Source organism: Clostridium sp. (genome assembly GCF_017888565.1).
Lineage (GTDB): Bacteria > Bacillota > Clostridia > Clostridiales > Clostridiaceae > Clostridium.
The window spans coordinates 44,143-65,498 of sequence record NZ_JAGHFX010000018.1; the positions used below are offsets into that span (position 1 = coordinate 44,143).

A 21,356-nucleotide genomic window follows, 5' to 3' on the forward strand; every position below is an offset into this window, starting at 1 on the left:
TTAATACATATAAATTTATAGTTTGATGTATTAATATTTATAAAGACTCTTAGAATTTCTAAAATTAGTATAAAAGAGGTTATTGTACAAATATTTAAGAATAGTTTATTAGACAATTTTTTCATATCAAGCTTTACATAACTATGAAAAATGAGCATAAGTAATGTAAAAAGGCACATTATATTAACCTGAGTTTGAATAATCCTATCCATTTTAATTCCTTACATGATGTAATATTATATATTATTTATAGTATATGTATGAATGGAATTATATATTGATAAAATTACTTTGAAATTCAATACTATATAAAATTAGTTGCAACAGTTATTAAATATGATATAATTTAAAACAGTTGCATACTATATTAGGATGAAATTTAAAAGAGATAACAAATAATATATAAGAAGGAAGCACAAATATATATTGTTTAAATAAAAGGAAATATAAATTTTTCAAGGAATTAGCTCAACTTTAAATTTTATATGAGTAGTTTCTTTTTTTTTATAAATATATAAATTATGTATATTGAAATAAGAGATTTTATCCGATGAAATTAAACATAAAATTAAGAAGAGGTGATTAGATGGGAACACAAGAATTACTTGCAAAAGAGCCAATAGGAAAACTATTATTAAAATATTCTGTACCAGCTATAATAGGAATGATTGTAAATGCATTATATAATGTAGTTGATAGAGTTTTTATAGGAAATATACCAGGGGTAGGTTCATTAGCAATTACAGGTGTTGGTGTAACAATGCCAATTACAACGATTATACTTGGATTTGCAATGCTTGTTGGAGTAGGTGCCACAACAACAATATCAATAAAACTTGGGCAGGGAAAGAAAGAGGAGGCATCAAAAGTTATTGGAAATGCTATAACATTAGCAATTGTTTTATCTCTTATACTAACAATTGGAGGATTGGTTTTTGGAGATATAATTTTAACAAAATTTGGTGCTAGTCATGAAACTTTATATTATGCAAAAGCTTATATATATATAATTTTATTAGGAACAATATTTAATATGGTAGCATTTACTTTAAATAATACTATAAGAGGGGATGGAAATCCTAAACTAGCGGCAACTATTATGGTAATTGGATGCGTAACTAATATAATTTTAGATGCAGTATTTATATTTATATTTAATATGGGGATACAAGGTGCAGCAGTAGCTACAGTTATATCACAACTTGTAACAGCAGTTATAGGGTTATGGTACTATATTAGTGGAAAGTCTAATTTGAAATTTGTTAAATCAAGTTTAAAGTTAGACAAACAAATAACTTTAAAGATATTATCAATTGGAGCAGCACCATTTGCTATGCAAATAGCAGCAAGTTTAGTTCAAGTTATAGCTAATAATGTTTTGAAGGCGTATGGAACTGATATAGCAATAGGTGCTATGGCAACTATATCATCTGTAAGTTTAATGTGTTTAATGCCTATCTTTGGAATAAATCAAGGTGCACAGCCTATAATTGGATTTAATTATGGTGCAAAACAAGAAGAAAGAGCTCAAAAGGCATTTAAACTTTCAGCTACAGTAGCTACAATAATATTAGTAATTGCATTTATTGCAGTTCAATTATTCCCTGAGGCGATAATAGGAATATTTAATAAAGATCCTAAGTTTGTGGATATATCAGTTAAAGGAATGAGGATATATCTACTTATGCTTCCAATAGTGGGAATATCAATAACTGGTTCAAATTACATACAATCTATAGGAGAAGCTAAAACTGCAATGTTTTTAAGTTTACTTAGACAGGTAATTTTATTAGTTCCTTTTATAATTATCCTTCCAAGAATTTTTGGATTAGGTTTAGATGGAGTATGGATTGCTCAGCCAATAAGTGATGTATTATCAACTGCAATAACTATTTTTATATTGGTAAAGAGTATGAAAGTTAAAGCAAAAATAGAAGATGAAGAGGAATTGCTTAAAAAAGCAAATTAATAAGAAACAGGTATAAACATTAAAGTTTATACCTGTTTCTTATTATAAAAGTAAGTCATTAAAATTGCATCTTCTTTATTATCTTCATAATATCCCTTTCTAAGACCATTTTCTATAAAAGAAAATTTTTTGTAGAGATTTTGGGCAGAAATATTTGAAACTCTAACATCTAAATTTATTAAAGAACAATTTAAATCCTCACAAAGAACTATTAAGGAAGAAAGTAGTTTACTTCCAATTCCAAGCTTTCGATAGTTTGGATGAACAGCTATATTAGTTATATCAGCTTCACCGACAACTATCCAAGCACCAACAAATCCAACTATTGAATTTGATTCTAAATTTTTAGCAACTATATATTTTGCTAAGGGATTATTTAATTCACCAGTAATAGAACTCTTGCTCCAGGGCATAGAAAAGCATAAATTTGTAACTTCGAATACACCATCAATATCTTTTTCAGTCATCAAACTATAGCTTATTTTCATTTTCTAATGCTAACCTTTTTTCTAATTCTCTTTGTGCTTGAGGCTTTTTTAGATAAAAAGGAGAAGAGTTTAATTCATCAGACACATTTTCTGATAATAATTTTATACCTAAATCTCCTAATGATGATGCTCTTATTATACTAAGATGATTAGGGGCAAAGCATGCATTAGGAAGATTAGTTGATAAATATTCCTTATGCTTAGTTAAGCCATCTCCAGTAAATATGACTTTTTCACCTTTTTCCTTTAGAACTTTAACTAATTCATCTAGATCAAGTGCCGAATAATCAATTAATTTTTCTAAGCTACCATTATTATTTTTATATAAGCATGTATAAACACTATCTCGTAAAGCATCCATTATAGGACAAATAATGCCATCAAAACTTATAAGAGAATATGCAAGGGCATCTAAGCTAGAAATGCTAATATAGGGCTTGTTTGAACCGAAACTTAACCCTTTAACTGTAGCCATGCCTATTCTGAGTCCAGTAAATGATCCAGGACCTTTTGATACGACAAATCCGTCTATATCATCAATTGATAAATTAGAATCTTTTAATAATTTATCTATCATGTCCATTATTAAAGTAGAGTGTTCCATTTTATTATTTAATGTATATTCTGCTATTAAGTTATTTTCATCTAAAAGAGCAGCTGTTGCTACTTTAGAGGCTGAATCTATGCTTAAAACTATCATAAGACTAACTCCTTTATATAATCATATCTTTCTCCATATGGAGTAATAGAAATTTTTCTGAAGTTTTCACCTCTTGATAAGTCCTTTTCAATTAATATATGTAAGTACTCTTTAGGTAAAATTTCTTCTATGTAATTTGCCCATTCAATTATGGAAACACCATCAGAAAATATATAATCATCAAAACCTATGGCATAAATTTCATCAGGGTCACTAACTCTATAAACATCGAAGTGGTATAGTTTTAGTCTTCCAGAATCATATTCATTAACTATAGTAAATGTTGGACTTGTTATATGATCATCAATATCTAAACCCTTAGCTATTCCTTTAGTTATGTGAGTTTTTCCTGTTCCTAAATCACCAGTTAAGCAAATTATATCCCCAGGATTTAGTAGTTTACCTATAGAAAAACCTATTTTTGTGGTTTCTTCTATATCATTAACATAAAAATGCATAAGAAGGCTCCTTTCTAAATATTCTATATTAATATATTCTATCCAAAATACGAAAAAAAAGAAAGGTAAAATAATATACATAATATGGTATTTGAGGGTTATATATAGTAAAATATTAATATAATTGGAATTGTAATTAATATGTAATAGAATTGTAATTTTTATTTATAGGTGATAAGATATTATGAAAGTATATAAGTTGTAATAAATATTTGACATTTAATCAAGCTATAATTATATGATAGAATTTAAAGAAAGTTAGAATTTTAGCAACGTATATAAAAAATTATGTAGTATGTGATTGTATTTTGATATTTTGAGAAAATAGATATATCAATTAAAACATCTACAATTATTTGTTTCCTGGAGGAAAGGTTTATGAAGAAGTTAACATATGCTTTAGTTATTTTTACTTCTATTTTATTTTTGGGGCTGACATTTTCCTATAATCCATTAATGGCTAATCCTACTGATGAATTTGATGAGGAAAAAGAGACGTTTTTAAATATATTAACAGTTAACAAAGAACAATATAAGATGACTAAAGCATTGGTTGGAAATAAACATAACGTTGAATATTTGTTTAGTAATGAAAGTGATATGGAATCTTTTGAGGTTAGTGATAATGTTAAAAGTAACATATTAAATATGGAGTTATTTATATATAATGGATTAGGCTATGAAACTTGGATAGATGATATAATAGATAGTGCAAAAAATTCAAGTATAGGTATTATAAATATGAGTAGAGGTATAAGAGCAATTACTAGAGAGTTATCTGATGATAATAAAGAAAATCCTTATTATTTATTAGGATTTAATGAATATAAGATTGCTTTATATAATATAAAGACAGCATTGCAAGAAAGAGATATTATAAATAGAAATTATTATGAAGAAAATTATAATACCATTATTCAGGACTTAGATGAATTTTTAACTAAATCAAAGGAAGAATTAAATAATTATAAGAATTATTTAATTGTTACAGATAGTGACAAGTTTGATTATTTATTTAGGGATCTTGGAATCCAAGTAGAAAAGATAAAGAATAATGAAGAGATTAATGACATAGCTAATGAAAGTAAGAACTCTAACATTATATTTATTCATGACAATAAATTAGGAAATTTGGATGACTTAAAAAATAAAATTTCAATAAGTTGTACTTTTATAGAATTGAGTACTGAAGGGGACAATAATATATTAAAAGATAATGTTACTAAGATTATTAATAGTATAAAAAATAAAAACTAACATTAATGGTTGATTTTTATGTATACATAAGATATAATAATTATTGTTGCAAAGGGGTATAGCTCAATTGGTAGAGTAGCGGTCTCCAAAACCGTTGGTTGTGGGTTCGATTCCTACTGCCCCTGCCAAATAAATCGATAATGATAATTATCGATTTATTTTTTTAAAGATTTTTATTAGTATAAATTAAAAAATATATTTAAATAATAATGGAGTTTTTTAATATATAAAATTTAGTAACTTAAACAATATATTAAATAATACATAAAAAATTTGAAAGATAAGTAAATTATTTTATTGACAAGTGTTAAAATGTCATGATAGAATAAGTTTTGTTGAAGGGGTATAGCTCAATTGGTAGAGTAGCGGTCTCCAAAACCGTTGGTTGTGGGTTCGATTCCTACTGCCCCTGCCAAATAAGAGAGTGTAGATATTACACTCTCTTATTTTTATTATTTTTTATTATAATTATTTATTTTTTTATAAAAAAATGTAAATAATTATGTAAATGTACTATAAATTTATATAAATATAAGATAAATCTGATATAATATATTTACTTAATTATAAGAATCTTAAAATTTTACGAGGGATGAATATGAGAAAAAGGTTATATAAAGTTATACTTATATTTATAGTAAGTATTATTATGATAATAAATATGAGCGCTACTAATACATTTGCCATAACAAATGATGATAAAAATATAAATTTTAAAAGAATAACAATAGAAGATGGATTATCACAAACATCAGTAGAGTATTTATTCCAAGATAGTAAAGGATATATGTGGATTGGAACGGCAGATGGATTAAATAGATACAATGGAAATAAATTTGAAGTATTTAGATATAGTAAAGATAAGCCAAATAGTATAAGTGGTAATTATATTTCTGCAATAACTGAAGATTATGAAGAAAATATATGGGTAGGTACATCTAGAGGACTAAATAAGATAAATATGAATACAAATGAAATAACAACATATTTACCAGGAATAAATGGGTGTAATTTATCAAACTACAATATAACAGAAATATTAGTAGATTCAAAAGGCGATATATATATAGCAACAGAAGACGGATTAAATTTATATAATGAAGAAGATGATAATTTTACACGATTATATAATTCAGTAGATGAAATAAATTCATTAAGTAGTCAATTTGTATATTCTATTGTAGAAGATGGCTATGGTGATTATTGGGTTGGAACTGATAATGGTTTAAATAAAATATCAAATAATTCAAAAGAAATTATTAAATACTATTCTGATGGAGGAGATAACTCTATTAGTGATAATTTCATATTTAAGCTATATGCTGATAATTCAGATAATATCTGGATTGGTACATATAATGGAGGGTTGAATAAACTTAACATAAAAACTGGTAAAATAGAAAAGTTTGAAAATGATCCTCATGATGACTCTTCCATAGCAGGAAATTTTATAAGATACATATTAAGAGATAGCAGAGATGAATTGTGGATTGCAACTAATAATGGATTAAGTAGACTGAACGAGGAAGAAAATAAATTTATTAACTATAAATCTAAAGTATATGATCCGCAAAGTATAGTTAGTAGTAATATATTAAGTTTATTTGAAGATAAATCAGGAGCAATTTGGGTTGGAACTTATGATGGGATAAGTTTATTTAATCCTAAAAATTCATTTAAAAATTATAAAAATGATCCTTTTAATGATAATTCATTAAGTGAAAATATGATGGCTGGGATATATGAAGATGATGAAGGCCTTTTATGGGTCGGAACAGTGCATGAAGGATTAAATGTAATAGACAGAAAAAGCGGAAATATAACTAAATTCAAAAGCACAGATGATGAATTTTCTTTAAGCAATAACAATATAAGAGATATAGTTGGAATAGGAAATGAAATTTGGATAGCAACAGAATTTGGATTGAGTAAATATGATAAATTAACAAAGAAGTTTACTAGATATTATGATGAGGATAATGAAAATAGCTTAGTATCTAATGATGTTAGAACACTATATATTGATGATGAAGGTATTTTATGGATAGGGACTAGAGATGGACTATGTACTTTTGATAGAAAGAGTACATTTAAATCATACAAGAATATTTTGATTCAAAATGGAATAACTGAAAATATGTTTTCGGATATAATTCAAGATAAGGATGGAATTATATGGATAGCTTCATCCTTGGATGGTGGATTAATTAGATTAAATAAAAATACAAATGAGATAAAAAGCTATAGAAATAATGAAGAAGATAAAGATAGTATAAGCTTTAATGCATTAAAAGCTATAGCAGTCGATAGTAAAAATAATATTTGGATAGGAAGTCAATATGGATTAAATAAATTCGATAGAAGTACTGAAAAATTTCATAAGTATACAGAAAACTCAGGTTTATCAAATAATTTTATATATGGTATTTTAATAGATGATGATGATAATCCATGGATGAGTACAAATTATGGTATATCAAAATTTGATATAAGAAATGATAAGTTTGTTGATTATAATGTTACAGATGGATTACAAGGAAATGAATTTAATGGTTACTCATATTTTAAAAGTAATAGTGGGGAAATGTTTTTCGGTGGAATTAATGGGCTTACTTGTTTTTATCCAAGTCAATTAGAGGAAAAAAAATACTCACCTAATGTAATAATTGATAGTATCTATAGTGGTGAAAAAGAAATTTTAGATATATCAAAGATAAAAATAGGATATAAAAATAGTAATATACAATTTAACTTTTTTATGCCTGATTATAGAAATGTAAGCAAAATTCAATATGCATATAAATTAGATGGATTAGATGAAAATTGGATTTTTTCTGATGATAGAAACTATGTAAGTTATACAAACTTAGATTCAGGTACATATAAATTTCGAGTTGTTGCAAGAAACTCAAGCGGCGATTGGAGTAAGGAGACTACGGTAAGTTTTAAAGTTGAAATGAAGCCATGGGAAACACCATTAGCTTATGTAATATATACTTTAATTGCCTTTTTAGTAATATATATAATCTGGAATAGAGTAAAGATATTAGATAGTTTAGTTGAACAAAGAACTCATGAGTTAAATAATAAGTTTAAAGAAAACAAACAGTTATATGATAAGCTAATAAAAAATGAAAAATATAAAAATAATTATTTCGTTAATTTATCTCATGAATTAAGAACTCCACTTAATGTTATTATATCAACTCAGCAATTAATAACTAAGTTAAATGAGGACGATAATCATATACCAAAAGAAAAGATTTCATATTATATGAGTACTTTAAGAAGAAATTCAGATAGATTATTAAAGCTAATAAATAACATTATAGATACATCGAAAATTGAGTCAGGATCATATAGGCTAAATATAGAAAAACATGATATTGTCTATTTAGTAGAGGAAATTGTTCTATCTATGAAGGATTTTATTGAAGCAAATGGGATAGAATTAATAATTGATCCAGAAGTGGAAGAAAAAATAATATACTGTGATAGTAGTGAAATAGAGAAATGTATTGTAAATCTAGTTGGAAATTCAGTTAAGTTTACTCCAAGAGGAGGAAAAATAGAAGTAAGAATAGTAGATTTAGATAAGAAGGTAAAAATATCTGTTAAGGATTCTGGAATTGGAATAGAGAAAAAATATCATGAGTCTATATTTGATAGATTTGGACAAGCATATAATGATATTTCAGAAGAATATGGAGGAAGTGGCCTAGGATTAACGGTAACGAAGCAGTTAGTTGCATTACATAATGGAGAGATATTTGTTAAGAGTGAACCTGGAAAGGGTAGCGAATTTATAATAATATTACCAGTTAAATATTAGGGATATTATGTGTTAATTTTATAGTGATTTTAAGTGTATTACTCATGGAAAAATATTCAAAATCATGATAGTATACGCTTGACAGTAGTTGTTCACAATGATATTATAATAAATAAATAAGTATGTGGATTGTTACTGTAAAGCAGGCAATACCTAAATTAAGATAATGTTTTATCTTAATTTAGGTATTTTATTTTCCAAGTGTTAGGAGAATGAAGGTAATATGATTGTAGAAAAGGTATTAAACAATAATGTTGTTATCTCAATAGATCCAAAGACTAAGAAGGAAGTTATCCTTATGGGGGCCGGAATAGCCTTCAATAGGAAAGTAGGGCAAGAAATAGAAGAAGATAAAATAGAAAAGATATTTGTAGTAGATGATAAGCGAATGGGTAATAAACTTAAAAAGCTTATAAATCAAATACCCGACGGGATCTTTGAATTATCACATGAAATTATATCTTATGCAGATAGAAAATTAAATAGAAAGTTAGATAAACAAATTTATATTTCTTTATCTGATCACATTGCTTTTGCAATTAAGAGGTATAAAAATAAGGTTAAAATTAAAAATGATTTATTAGATGAAATAAGAAGAATACATAAAGAAGAATTTAAAATAGCACTATGGGCTGTAGATTATATAAATAATAGATTAAAAATAGATTTACCTGAAGATGAAGCGGGGTTTATTGCTTTACATCTTGTTAATGCAAGTTATCAAGAAACTGCAAAAGAATCAGTAGTTGCAACTAACATAATTAAAGGGGTATTAAACAGAATTAGATATTACTACTCAGTTGAATTTAATGAAGAGGATTTAAACTATGATAGATTATTAACTCATCTTAAGTATTTTGCAAAGAGAGTAATAACTAACAATCAAAATAATGATAATAATAGTGAGTTTTAGGAAATAGCATCAAAAAGTTATCCAGAAGCTTATGATTGCGCTAAAAAGATACAAGAGTATATAGAAAGTAATTATGATTATAAAGTAAATGAAGATGAAATAGTATATTTAACTATGCATATACACAGGGTTATCTCTGTATTAAGAAGTAATCATTAGTATGTTTATTAAGACTTAAGCCAAAGAATTTAGTGCTTAAGTCTTTGTTTTAATATGAGATTAATTAGGAGGAAAAATGAATACTATATTTCTAAAAAAATCTTTTGGAGTTCTTCAGAGGGTAGGTAAATCATTAATGTTACCAGTTGCCTTATTGCCAGCAGCTGGACTATTAATGGGGATTGGAACATTACTACAAAATTCAAACATAATAAGTAATATTCCAATTTTATCAGGTGAAACTTTTCAACTAATTGCTAATATAATGTCATCTTCAGGTGATATTATATTTTCTAATTTGCCACTAATATTTGCAGTGGGAGTAGCTATAGGTATGAGCAATGGAGATGGTGTTGCAGCCTTAGCAGCTATAGTATCCTTTTTAATAATGAATATGACTATTGGAATAACAGTTGGTATTGACCTATTAAAAGTTGATACTAATCCAATGTATGATATGGTACTTGGAATTCCTACTCTCCAAACAGGAGTATTTGGTGGTATAGTAATTGGGATGGTTTCTGCTATTATATATCAAAAATTTTATAATATAAAGTTGCCAGAGTTTTTGGGTTTTTTTTCAGGAAAAAGATTTGTACCTATAGTAGCTGCAATAGCAGGATTAATAATAGGAATAATAATGGTAGTAATTTGGCCTCCGATACAAAACTTTCTATTGGCTTTTTCAAGGAGTATGATAGGAGCTAATCAAACTATCTCGGCTTTAATTTTTGGAATTGTAGAAAGAGCATTGATACCTTTTGGATTGCATCACATATGGTATAATCCATTCTGGTATCAGTTTGGAGAATATACTAATTTAGCTGGACAATTAGTAGTTGGAGATCAGGCAATATTTTTTGCTCAATTAAAGGATGGAGTAAGATTTACTGCGGGAACATTTATGACTGGAAAATTCCCATTTATGATGTTTGGTATTCCAGCAGCAGCGTTAGCAATGTATCATGAAGCAGATAGCAATAATAAGAAACTAGTAGCAGGTATATTGTTTTCAGGGGCCTTAACATCTTTCCTAACAGGAATAACAGAACCTATTGAATTTATGTTTTTATTTGTTGCTCCAGTTTTATTTGGTGTACATTGTATATTTGCTGGTTTATCATTTATGATAATGCAAATATTAAATGTTAAGGTTGGGTTGACATTTTCAGGTGGCCTCATAGATTTTATATTATTTGGTGTTATTCCTAATAGAACAAAATGGTGGTGGATAATAATAGTTGGAGTGGCATTTGCAGCTATTTATTATATGGGATTTAGATACATAATAAGAAAGTTGGATTTAAAGACGCCTGGAAGAGAACGAGAAGAAAGTGAAATTGATATAGATATTTCTGATGGAAACTTAGCTTATGAAGTATTAGATGCTTTTGGAGGCAGAAAAAACATAAAATATTTAGATGCTTGCATAACTAGAGTTAGGGTTACAGTTAAAAATATAAGCTTAGTAAACAGAAGTAAACTTAAGGCATTAGGTTCGGCTGATCTGATGATAATAGGTGGGAATGTTCAAGCTATATTTGGTCCTAAATCTGATATGCTTAAAGAACAAATGAAAGATATCATAGATGGAAAAGAGGTAAAGGTTAAAAAGAAAAAGAAGATAGAAAAAATGGAAAAAGGATTAAAAATAGAAAGTTCCATTATGATGCCTGTTACAGGAAAACTTCTAAGATTAGAAGAGGTTCCAGATCCTATATTTTCTATGAAACTTATAGGTGATGGCTTTGCTATAGATCCTAAAGAGAATGTTTTAATATCTCCAATAAAAGGAATGATATTGATAATTTCAAGAACATCTCATTCCATAACAATTAGAAGTCTAGATGGGTTTGATATATTTATTCATATAGGTATAGATAGTATTAATTTAAACGGAAATGGATTTAAAGCCTTTGTACAAGAAGGAGATATAGTTAATGAAGGAGATTTACTAATAGAGTTTCCTTTAGATGAAATAAGAGAAAAGTTAAAATCACCAATTATACCTGTTATATTTAAAGGGCTATCTAAGGAAAAATTTATATATTTTAATAATGATATAGATGTTATGTCTGGAGATATTAACAAAGTTGAAATACATGAAAAATTAAATAATTAAAATTTTAGGAGCAATTTTTATAGTTTAAAGATTGTTCCTTTTTCTAAAAAGAATAATATATTGAATAATGAGCAATATTATTAAAGTAATTAAAAATGTTGGAGGGTGAAGAAGGAAATATCTATGAGCAATAAAAAGGAACAGGTAGTTTATAATTTTTATACTAAAGGTGAAGAGATAGCGAATGCTATAACTCATGGAGTAGGAGCTATACTATCTATTATAGGAAGTTTATTTTTAATTATAGCAGCAGCAAATTCAGGAAGTAATTATGCTGTTGTTGGAGTTTGGATATATAGTATTTGCTTAATAATATTATATCTTGGATCAACTTTATATCATAGTATTCCAGGAGCTTTGGCTAAAAGAATACTAAGGATATTAGATCATTCGTCTATATATTTATTGATAGCAGGAACATATACTCCTATTATATTAATACTGATGAATAGTGATAAAAAATCTATGCAAATATTATTAGCACTATGGATAATTGCATTTCTAGGGATAATATTTAAGATATTTTGGATAGATAAGTTTTCTGTTTTATCAACAATACTATATATATTAATGGGTTGGATCATAGTACTTAATGTTAAAGTAGTTTTACTTTTAGTACCTATGAAAATATTAATATATATAGTATCAGGCGGGCTTGCTTATACTATAGGATGCATATTTTATGCGTTAGATAAAATGCCGTACAATCATTTTATATGGCATCTATTTGTAATTGCAGGAAGTACATTACATTATATTGCAATATTTTTAGGAATATTATATTTATAATTTAAAGAGTGTAGTATTAGAAATATATTTAATAGAAAATTTATTCAATTTTAGGTAAGTTTTATTGCTTTAAAAAAGTTAATCTCTTATTTTTATAAATGGGCTCACGAAACGCGAACCCCTTTTAAACCATTGATTTTACATGCTTAAAGATGTTTTTAAACTTAAATGGAAACTTTTGTGATTATCTATATATGCGCAAAAAGGAAAGCTCGAATTAGAGCTTTCCTTTTTATAGACTAATATTAAAATTTATTTTGATACAGCCTATTTTAGCTAGGTTCGGTTTCATTAGGTAATGGAGCGCTTTCAATATACAGACCTTTTTTATTTTTTAACCATGTAGAATAGTTAGTCTTAAATTCGGATTCTCTATTTTCTAAAATATAGTTATAAAAATATTCTAGAAAAGTTGCTCTTGGAATATTATCTGTTAATACTATTCCACCAATAGTAATTTGATCATTAAGTATAATTGAAAGAGATTCATTAGATGGATTTTTCATCATTTGAAACATTGACATAAACATAGTCGTTCTACCATCTCCAGCGTCGCAATGAAACAGTATATGTACATCATCAGCTGTAGTATTAACAAAGTTTATAAAGTCATCTACTGTTTCTGGAGTTGGAATTGAATTATCCCTTACTGAAATTCTTTTATAACCTAATCCGAAATTTTCACAAGTTTTATCTTCACTTGATACAACATTGGCTTTCAATGATTCTAAATATTCGCCTGTCGTTTTAAAAATTGGAATATTATCACCTAGTGGTATCTTTGATAAATCTTCTTTTTCTATTTTTAATGTTTCTTGAGAATTTAAATTACTATTTATAAGCTGAAAAAAACTATAATAGCTTATTGGGTTATCGTCAATAAATCCATGAGATTCTTGTCTTAAGTCAACTACAGTTATTTTAGGACTATTTATAGCTACTTTTATATTATCTATTTGGCTGGGTCTAAGTTGAGCACAACCTGAAATATTAAGTTCCTGGATGCTTCTAAATCTAGGAGGAAGTTTATAATTTTTTTTAACATCTAATATTAAAAACTTATCCTCAAGAAATGGAAGGGTATCTGGTGAATTTATAGTTGCCATAGATATATTAGATAGATTAAATATAGATAATAACGTAGACAAAGCAATAAAAATAGAAATTGATTTATATTTAATATTTTTAAATTTAAACATAGAAATCTTCATAAAGAACCTCCTATTAAGTATATTCATTAAATATTTTGTGCACAAAAAGATAAAATATCCTTCATATAAAATATTCTAAAGTAGCTATAATTTACTAAGAATATAAACCTAGATTAGGGTTAATATAATAGTGTAAACAAAAAACTTTTAAATGAGAGGGAGTTCAATTTTAAAAGTAGTTTACAAAACCAATAGCCAAAGGAGGAATTACAAATGGCAAAAACATTAGTTCCAGAAGCAAGAAAAGGATTAAGTGCATTCAAGAATGAAGTTGCAGCAGAGTTAGGAGTTCCATTTAGCGATTACAATGGTAACCTAACATCAAAACAATGTGGTTCCGTTGGTGGCGAGATGGTAAAAAGAATGGTTGAACAATACGAAAGTTCATTAAAGTAAGCCACCAGAACAAATTAACTAAAGGTTAAAAAGACAGGATGGATATACCGCCAAAGAATTTAGTATTGTAACCATTCAAAAAAAGAAGAGGTATTTCTAAAATAGAAATTATATTTTTATTTTAGATACCTCTTTTTTTATGTAAAAATTTATAATAATAACTTTATAATATTATATTTTAATATTATAAGAAAAATAGAGAAATATAGAGATAATTAATAGTATATAAAGATAATTTCAGATAATAATAATGGTTGGTTATTATTGGAATGGAAAGAAATTCAGTATTAGTGTATTATTTAATTAATACACTAATACTGTAGAGGAAGGAGATAAAAGATGTTACTTGAATTAAATTCAAAAGAGCCGATATATCTTCAAATAATTGCTTATATGAAAAAAAGAATAGTTTCTGGAGAATTAAAAGGGGGCGAAAGAATTTTGTCTGTAAGAGAATATGCAAGCGAATTAAAGGTTAATCCAAATACAGTTCAAAAGGTTTATTCAGAGTTAGAAAATGAAAAGTTAATATATACTCAAAGAGGAATTGGGAAATTTGTTACTGAAGATGAAAAAAAGATTAATGCTCTAAGACAAGAGATATTTAATGAAACTATAGATAAATTTATTGCGGATTCTAGAGAATTAGGATTCACCAAAGAAAGAATATTAGCAGTTATATCAGAAAGATATAAGGAGGACTAAGATGAGTAGTTTATTAGAAATAAAAGATTTATATAAAACAATAAAAGGAAAGAAAATATTAAATGGAGTAAGTTTAAGCTTAGAAAAAGGAAAAGTTTTAGGAATAATGGGGCCTAATGCACAAGGTAAGACAACTCTTTTAAACACAATACAAGGATTTTTAAAGGTTGATAAAGGGGAAATAAAGCTTGATGGATTATCTATAGGAACTGAAACTAAAAACTATATTGCATTTTTACAAGATAAAAATATTTTTCATAAAACAATGAAAATAAAAGATGCAATAAATTTATACTCAGACTTCTTTAATGATTTTGATATGGAAAAGATGAAATATTATTTGGATTTCATGAATCTAGATATTGAAGCCAAAATAAAGGATTTATCAAAAGGAACAAGTGAAAAGTTTAGCTTATCATTAACTTTAAGTAGAAAAGCTAAGTTATATTTGTTAGATGAGCCTATATCAGGTGTTGATCCTGTTTCAAGAGAAAAGATTTTAGATGCTATATTAGAAAATTTATCAGAAGAAAGTTCTATGATAATAACTACTCATTATATTGGCGAACTTGAGAGGGTTTTTGATGAAGTCGCTTTTTTAGGAGATGGGAAAATAATAGAATCTGGAGATGCTGAAGAGCTGAGAGAAAAATATAAATTATCAATTGACGAAATTTATAGGAAGGTATTTGCAGAGTAGATTGAAGAAGGAGGAATAATATGAATAATGTTTTAAATATTTTAAAATATAATTTTGGAAAATACAATTCAGGTATAAGTAAGATATTGTATGTAATTGCTTTTGTAATTTTGTGTATATTAACTTTAGGGATATTTATAAAAATACCATTTGTTGGAGAGCTGATGTCAATTATGAATATTGTATTCATTTCAACATTTTTAGGAATAAATTTCATTACCTCAATAATAAAGTTTATATCACAAATATCAAAGGATAATGGTAAGTTAATTTTTACTTTACCAATAAAAGCTTGGGAATTTATGATTGCTAAGTATCTAGAATTTATAATTTTACAAGGAAGTATTGCTGTTATGGCATATATAATATCAAGTCTTTCTAACAATACAATGGCAGAAGTAGTTAAGATGGCATCATTTGGAGTGGCTTTTGGGACTACAGCAGCATATATTGTAATTACTTCTTTTATAGTAATATTTTCATCATATATTTATAATGTAGGATTATGTGTACTTGCTGTTATAGTAGGTGGTGGAATTATTCAAGGATTTGTTTCAGAAATCAATAGGTTTATAACTAACTTATTTCCATATATTTATTTAAAAATTGGATCGTTTATAGAAATTGATTTGATATCTACGCTTTTGGGGATTTTATGGGTAGGTATTCTTGTGACAATGGCAGTGAATCATCTAGATAAAAAATTAGATATTATTTAGGGGGATATAATTATGAAAAAGATATTTAAGATTTTTTTAGCATTATCATTAAGCGTTGTATTAGTTGGTTGTAGTGTTAAGTTTGGAATAGAAAGTAGAAACAATGATAATGACACAGATTCAACTAATTATAGTGGAGAAAGTATAAATAAGGTTGAATCAATAGAAGGCATAAATAAACTTAATATAAAAATAGAAGTTAGCAATGTAGAGATAATGTACTATGAGGGTAAGGATATTGAAGTTTCGGGTACTTTGGGAAAGCTTTCTAAAGGAGTTACAATAGACAAAAGTTCGGATGAAGTAACTATTAGTGAAAAATCAAAAAAATCTAATAGTGTAATTAGAGACTCTGCTAGTGATTTAAAGATAAAGATACCAAATAGTTATAATGGAAATATAGACTTAGAATTTGGTGTTGGAGAATATGAAGTTAGGGACTTAAAAGTTGATAATATGAATGTTAGTTCAGGAGTAGGAGAAATAGTTATAAAGAATATTTCATTTAATAAACTTTATTTAGAAAGTGGAGTAGGAGATGTTGAATTAGAGACAAAAGAAAGAACAGGAGACATAGATATTAGAGGGGGAGTTGGAAGCGTGGATGTATCATTAGGAGATGTAAATGGTAACTTAACGTTTGAAGGTGGAGTAGGAGATACCAATATAAGTATTCCATCAAATTCTCCAGTAAGCATAAAAACTGATTCTGGGCTTGGAAATGCTAATATAAGTGCTAAAACATCTGGAGAAAATAAATATATATTTGATATCAGCATGGGAATTGGAGAAATAAATATAACAAATTAAATTGATGCAGGTAACTTTGCCTGCATTTTTATTTTTATCAAATAAAAATGAAATTATCTAATTACTGGTTTAAATAATTGAAGTCATAATATATTTGTTAATATATTTATTAGAAATTTAAAGTTTTGTTCAAATTAGATAATATTACTAATATAAATTATTATTATGTATATATGTGCTTAATATTGTACAGTAAGATGAAAAATGATAAAATGAGAACAAAAGTTCGTTGAGAATAATTATAATTAAGGTGATAATATGAAAAAAGTTAAGATATTACAAGCAGGAGACTTACATTTTGATACTCCATTTAAAGATTTAAATAAAAATATAGCTTTAATAAGTAAGGAAGAACTTTTAGAAGTTTTTAGTAAAATTATTAACATGTGTATAGAAAATTCTGTTGATATCTTACTATTAACTGGGGATATTTTTGATAATCTAACAGTAAACAAAAAAACACTAGTTTTTATTAAAAGTCAATTAGAAAGAATAATTAATATAAAAGTATTTATATCTCCTGGGAATCATGATCCTTATTACGAAAAATCATTTTATAAGATGATAGAATGGCCAGATAATGTTCATATATTTAAAAGTTCAGTTGAAAGTGTAGTTTTGCAAGATTTAGAAACTGTTGTATGGGGAGCAGCGTTTAATACACATCATGTTAAAAAAAGTATGTTAAAAAATATTTTAATAAATGAAAAATACATAAACATAATGTTGATACATGGTGATATATCAAACAATGATGAAGGAAATGATTATAATCCAATTACATTAAGAGATATAGAAGATAGTAGATTAGATTATATAGCCATAGGTCATAGACATAATTATAGTGGGATATTAAGGCAAAAAGATACTTGTTATGCTTATGCAGGATGTCCTCAGGGAAGAGGGTTTGATGAGCTTGGAGATAAAGGTATTATAGCTGGAGAAGTTTCAAAAGGAGCTGTAGATCTAAGATTTATTAGAACATCAAAAAGAAATTATTATGTAGTTGATGTAGATATAAGTAATTCTGTAAGTTATGAAGAAATAAAAGAAAGAGTAATAAATTCTATAAGTGAGGAAGAAAGAAAAAATAATTTATATAAAGTTATTTTAAGGGGCGAAATAGAATCTTATATGAATTTAAATGAAGATATAGTATTTGAGAAGATAAAAGATTATTTTTATTTTGTTAAAGTAATTGATAATACTGATGTAAAGCTAGATTTTGATAAAATATCAAAGGATTATTCCATTAAAGGAGTTTATGCGAGAAAGCTACTAGATAAAATGGAAGATGATGATTATGATGATGAAGTTCTAAAATTAGCTTTAAAGATAGGAATACAATGCTTATCACATGAGGAAGTGAATTTGAATGATTATAAATAAGATACATATTATTTCTTTTGCTGGATTAAAAGATAAGATAATTGAGCTAAGTGATGAAATAAATTTAATATATGGTGAAAATGAGAAAGGTAAAAGTACTATTCAAAATTTTATTAGGATTTGGCTGTATGGTATGAATTCTAAAAGAAGTAAAGATATTAAAAGTAATGATAGAATAAGATTTATGCCTATTGATGGGGATAAGATAAGAGGTGAACTTCATGTATCACATAATAATAGAAAGTATATTATAAGAAGAAGTTTTGGATTAACTAAGAAGGAAGATACATCAGAGGTATTAGATGCTGAATCTGGAGATATAGTTTTAGATATACCAAAAGATGAACCTGGAAAGTACTTTTTAAATGTAAACTCGTCTACATTCTTGAAAACATTATTTATTAGCCAATTAGGAGTATCAATTTCTAAAGATAAGGAAGAAGAAATAATAGATAGGGCAGCAAATTTGTTAGGTAGTGGAGAAGAAAATGTATCACTACAAAAGGCATTAGAAAAGTTAGATAATATAAAAAAGTCTATAACTACAAGTAGAAAAAATGGAGAGTTGGATTTACTTAGAAATAAATACAATTTGCTAAATGAAGAAAGATATGAGGCTTATAAATTATCAGAAGCATGTATAGATAAAGAACAGGCTTTAATTATTTTGAAAGATGATAGGGAAGAATTAAGAAAAGAACTTAAAAATTTAGATATATATAAAAAATATATGAAAAAAGCTAAACTTCAGAAAGAATATGAAGAAATCACTGAATATTTAAAGAAAAAAGAAGAGTTAAAGAAAAAAGAAAGATATATAGAAGAAAGTATATCTTCTAGAAATGGTGTAATAGATGAAGTTTTATTAAATGATATAAAGGATGAAAACTCTTTGTATTTTAGTATATTAGATATGAAGTCAGAAGAGGAAAAAAAGTTAATAAGCAGTAAAGAAATTTATTCAAATAAGAGAAATGAATTTGAAAATTTATTTTTTATAGAAGATTTATCAAGTGAAGATAAGAATAAGTTTATGAAAGCTATTATGGAAAGAGAAAATCTAAAAGAGAAGATTAAGAACTATGAAACTCTAAATGGTGATATAAAGTTTATAAAAAAGGATATAGAAAAGAAGAAAGACTATATAGGAAATGCCATAAACTTTAAAGATATAAGAAATGAAATAGGAAAGTTATTAGAAAAATATGAAGATAAGTTAAAAGAGCTTAAGTTTAAATTAGAGAGCTCTTCTAACAATGCAAAAGAAAAAAATATAGATATTAAATTGAAGAGTCAAAATAGGCTTATCAATTTATTAATTATAATTTTTTCTATTATTTTAGCTATATCGATTTTTTTATTTAGAAATAATTTGTTTTTGATAGTTATATTAACAGGAGCTCTAAGTCTTCTTGTATTTAAATCTTTTAATCTAAGAACAGAAATAAATAAAAGTGATAAACATAATAGTTTATTTAGCATTGATAAATTGGAAGAAGATATAAAGGATATAGAAAAGGATATTTTTAAATATACAAAGTTGGTTGGAGCAACTTCGTATGAAGATTTTATTAGAAAACTAAAACTTTTTGATGAGTTCATTTTGTATGAAGAAAAGCAAAATATAAAGATAACAGAAAAGGAAATTCAAGTTTCTGTTCTAAATATAAGGACAGTTGAAGAAAATTATAAAAATAACGAAGAGTATATAGAATATATATTAGATCTAGCAAAAACAAGAGATGTAAATGAAGTAATATTAATGCTATCTAAATACGAAGAAGTAAATAAGGATATTTTATCTTTAAAAATAGATATAGAAAAGGAAGAGCAATCAATAAATAAATTAGAAAAAGAGCTTGAAATAAGAGAGAAAAGAATAAGAGAAAAACTTGAATTTATAGGCTTAGAAGATATAGATTTATTTAGTTTAGAAGAAAAGTTGCTAGAGATAAAACAAAAGGTAATGCAAAGAGATGAAATAGTTAGAACTTTAGAAAGTATAGATGAAACCTATAAAGCTTTAACTAAGGATAAGGATATTGATGCAATAAAGGAAGATTTAAAGGATATAATTAATGAAAATATAAATTATACTTATTCATCAGAAGAGGAGATAGATAATCAGATTTCAATAAAATCAAATGAATTAATAGAAATCGAGAAAGCTATAAAAGATGTTGAAAATGATTTAAATAATCGATTTATAGGTAAAAGGGCTATACCGCAAATAGAAGAAGAAATAGAAGATGTAAGAGAAAAGATTAGTAAGTTTGAATTGAAGCTAAAAGCCACTGAACTAGCTATAGAAAAAATGAATGAATCTATAAGAGAAGTTAGAGGAAACTTTGGCAATATTTTAAATTCTACTGTTATAGAATATTTTAAGGATTTAACAAACAAAAGCTATGATGATGTTATGGTATCTGATTCATATGATATGAAAGTAAGGAAGGGGTCAGAGGTGCTACCTGGCGCTATTTTAAGTAATGGAGCAAATGATCAACTATATTTATCATTAAGGCTAGCCTTTATTAATATGATATATAAGGAAATTGATTTTCCGGTTATATTAGATGATGCTTTTGTGCAATATGATGATACTAGAACTGAAAAAGCTATTAATCTACTTTTAAGCTGTAAATTCAAGCAGTTATTAATATTCACATGCCAATCAAGAGAAAAGTATATATTTGAAAAGAAAAATATAGAAATTAATTATATTTCGCTGTAGTATTG

16 protein-coding genes, 2 tRNA genes and 1 pseudogene are annotated in these 21,356 nt (G+C 26.3%); 15 read left to right on the forward strand and 4 right to left on the reverse strand.

The features are described 5' to 3' along the window. Nucleotides 1-586: 586 nt before the first annotated feature. Nucleotides 587-1,969 (forward strand): MATE family efflux transporter, encoded by a 1,383-nt coding sequence (locus J7M87_RS03385; RefSeq protein ID WP_291648661.1) that lies wholly within the window; start codon nt 587-589, stop codon nt 1,967-1,969. A gap of 26 nt (nt 1,970-1,995) precedes the next feature. On the opposite strand, the gene rimI is transcribed toward J7M87_RS03385, so the two are convergent. The 3 genes from rimI to tsaE are packed head-to-tail and all read right to left on the reverse strand — an operon-like array spanning nt 1,996 to nt 3,615. Continuing rightward, nucleotides 1,996-2,457, reverse strand: a complete 462-nt coding sequence (rimI, locus tag J7M87_RS03390) for a ribosomal protein S18-alanine N-acetyltransferase (RefSeq protein WP_291648663.1) — start codon at nt 2,455-2,457, stop codon at nt 1,996-1,998. Next, nucleotides 2,441-3,157: a tRNA (adenosine(37)-N6)-threonylcarbamoyltransferase complex dimerization subunit type 1 TsaB gene (gene tsaB / locus J7M87_RS03395; RefSeq protein ID WP_291648665.1), complete on the reverse strand. Its 717-nt coding sequence runs from the start codon at nt 3,155-3,157 to the stop codon at nt 2,441-2,443. Before tsaB ends, rimI begins: the two co-directional genes overlap by 17 nt. Next, nucleotides 3,154-3,615 (reverse strand): tRNA (adenosine(37)-N6)-threonylcarbamoyltransferase complex ATPase subunit type 1 TsaE, encoded by a 462-nt coding sequence (tsaE, locus tag J7M87_RS03400; RefSeq protein WP_291648667.1) that lies wholly within the window; start codon nt 3,613-3,615, stop codon nt 3,154-3,156. The genes tsaB and tsaE overlap by 4 nt, the downstream gene beginning before the upstream one ends. A gap of 378 nt (nt 3,616-3,993) precedes the next feature. Between tsaE and J7M87_RS03405 the strand changes: the two genes are divergently transcribed. The 7 genes and pseudogenes from J7M87_RS03405 (at nt 3,994) to J7M87_RS03435 (ending at nt 12,687) form a co-directional block, all read left to right on the forward strand. Continuing rightward, the gene (locus J7M87_RS03405; RefSeq protein WP_291648669.1) at nt 3,994-4,872 is read left to right on the forward strand and encodes a zinc ABC transporter substrate-binding protein; all 879 of its coding nucleotides are present in this window, start codon (nt 3,994-3,996) and stop codon (nt 4,870-4,872) included. Nucleotides 4,873-4,924: 52 nt separating this feature from the next. Beyond that, nucleotides 4,925-5,000, forward strand: a tRNA-Trp gene (locus tag J7M87_RS03410). 211 nt (nt 5,001-5,211) lie between these two features. Further along, nucleotides 5,212-5,287: transfer RNA gene (locus J7M87_RS03415), tRNA-Trp, on the forward strand. Nucleotides 5,288-5,470: 183 nt separating this feature from the next. Further along, entirely contained in the window at nt 5,471-8,704 is a 3,234-nt protein-coding gene (locus J7M87_RS03420; RefSeq protein WP_291648671.1) for a sensor histidine kinase, read from the forward strand. Nucleotides 8,705-8,927: 223 nt separating this feature from the next. Beyond that, nucleotides 8,928-9,776: pseudogene (gene licT / locus J7M87_RS03425) on the forward strand (BglG family transcription antiterminator LicT). A gap of 76 nt (nt 9,777-9,852) precedes the next feature. Further along, complete coding sequence (gene ptsG / locus J7M87_RS03430; RefSeq protein WP_291648673.1) at nt 9,853-11,898, forward strand: glucose-specific PTS transporter subunit IIBC; 2,046 nt, start codon at nt 9,853-9,855, stop codon at nt 11,896-11,898. Nucleotides 11,899-12,021: 123 nt separating this feature from the next. Next, complete coding sequence (locus J7M87_RS03435) at nt 12,022-12,687, forward strand: hemolysin III family protein (protein ID WP_291648675.1); 666 nt, start codon at nt 12,022-12,024, stop codon at nt 12,685-12,687. 272 nt (nt 12,688-12,959) lie between these two features. Here the strand turns inward: J7M87_RS03435 and J7M87_RS03440 are convergent, their stop codons facing one another. Beyond that, on the reverse strand, nt 12,960-13,898 hold the full coding sequence (locus J7M87_RS03440; protein WP_291648677.1) for a phosphatase: 939 nt from the start codon (nt 13,896-13,898) through the stop codon (nt 12,960-12,962). Between the two features lie 213 nt (nt 13,899-14,111). Between J7M87_RS03440 and J7M87_RS03445 the strand changes: the two genes are divergently transcribed. From J7M87_RS03445 to J7M87_RS03475, 7 genes are all read left to right on the forward strand, one after another. Further along, the gene (locus tag J7M87_RS03445) at nt 14,112-14,294 is read left to right on the forward strand and encodes an alpha/beta-type small acid-soluble spore protein (protein WP_291648679.1); all 183 of its coding nucleotides are present in this window, start codon (nt 14,112-14,114) and stop codon (nt 14,292-14,294) included. A gap of 339 nt (nt 14,295-14,633) precedes the next feature. Further along, the gene (locus J7M87_RS03450) at nt 14,634-14,999 is read left to right on the forward strand and encodes a GntR family transcriptional regulator (RefSeq protein ID WP_291648681.1); all 366 of its coding nucleotides are present in this window, start codon (nt 14,634-14,636) and stop codon (nt 14,997-14,999) included. A gap of 1 nt (nt 15,000) precedes the next feature. Further along, nucleotides 15,001-15,699 carry an ABC transporter ATP-binding protein gene (locus J7M87_RS03455; protein WP_291648683.1) on the forward strand — a complete coding sequence of 233 codons (699 nt, stop codon included), beginning with the start codon at nt 15,001-15,003 and terminating at the stop codon, nt 15,697-15,699. A gap of 20 nt (nt 15,700-15,719) precedes the next feature. Further along, nucleotides 15,720-16,418 (forward strand): hypothetical protein, encoded by a 699-nt coding sequence (locus tag J7M87_RS03460; RefSeq protein WP_291648685.1) that lies wholly within the window; start codon nt 15,720-15,722, stop codon nt 16,416-16,418. A gap of 12 nt (nt 16,419-16,430) precedes the next feature. Then, complete coding sequence (locus tag J7M87_RS03465; protein WP_291648687.1) at nt 16,431-17,228, forward strand: DUF4097 family beta strand repeat-containing protein; 798 nt, start codon at nt 16,431-16,433, stop codon at nt 17,226-17,228. 258 nt (nt 17,229-17,486) lie between these two features. Next, nucleotides 17,487-18,617, forward strand: a complete 1,131-nt coding sequence (locus J7M87_RS03470) for a DNA repair exonuclease (RefSeq protein WP_291648690.1) — start codon at nt 17,487-17,489, stop codon at nt 18,615-18,617. Further along, nucleotides 18,604-21,351 carry an AAA family ATPase gene (locus tag J7M87_RS03475; RefSeq protein WP_291648692.1) on the forward strand — a complete coding sequence of 916 codons (2,748 nt, stop codon included), beginning with the start codon at nt 18,604-18,606 and terminating at the stop codon, nt 21,349-21,351. Before J7M87_RS03470 ends, J7M87_RS03475 begins: the two co-directional genes overlap by 14 nt. Nucleotides 21,352-21,356: the final 5 nt, after the last annotated feature.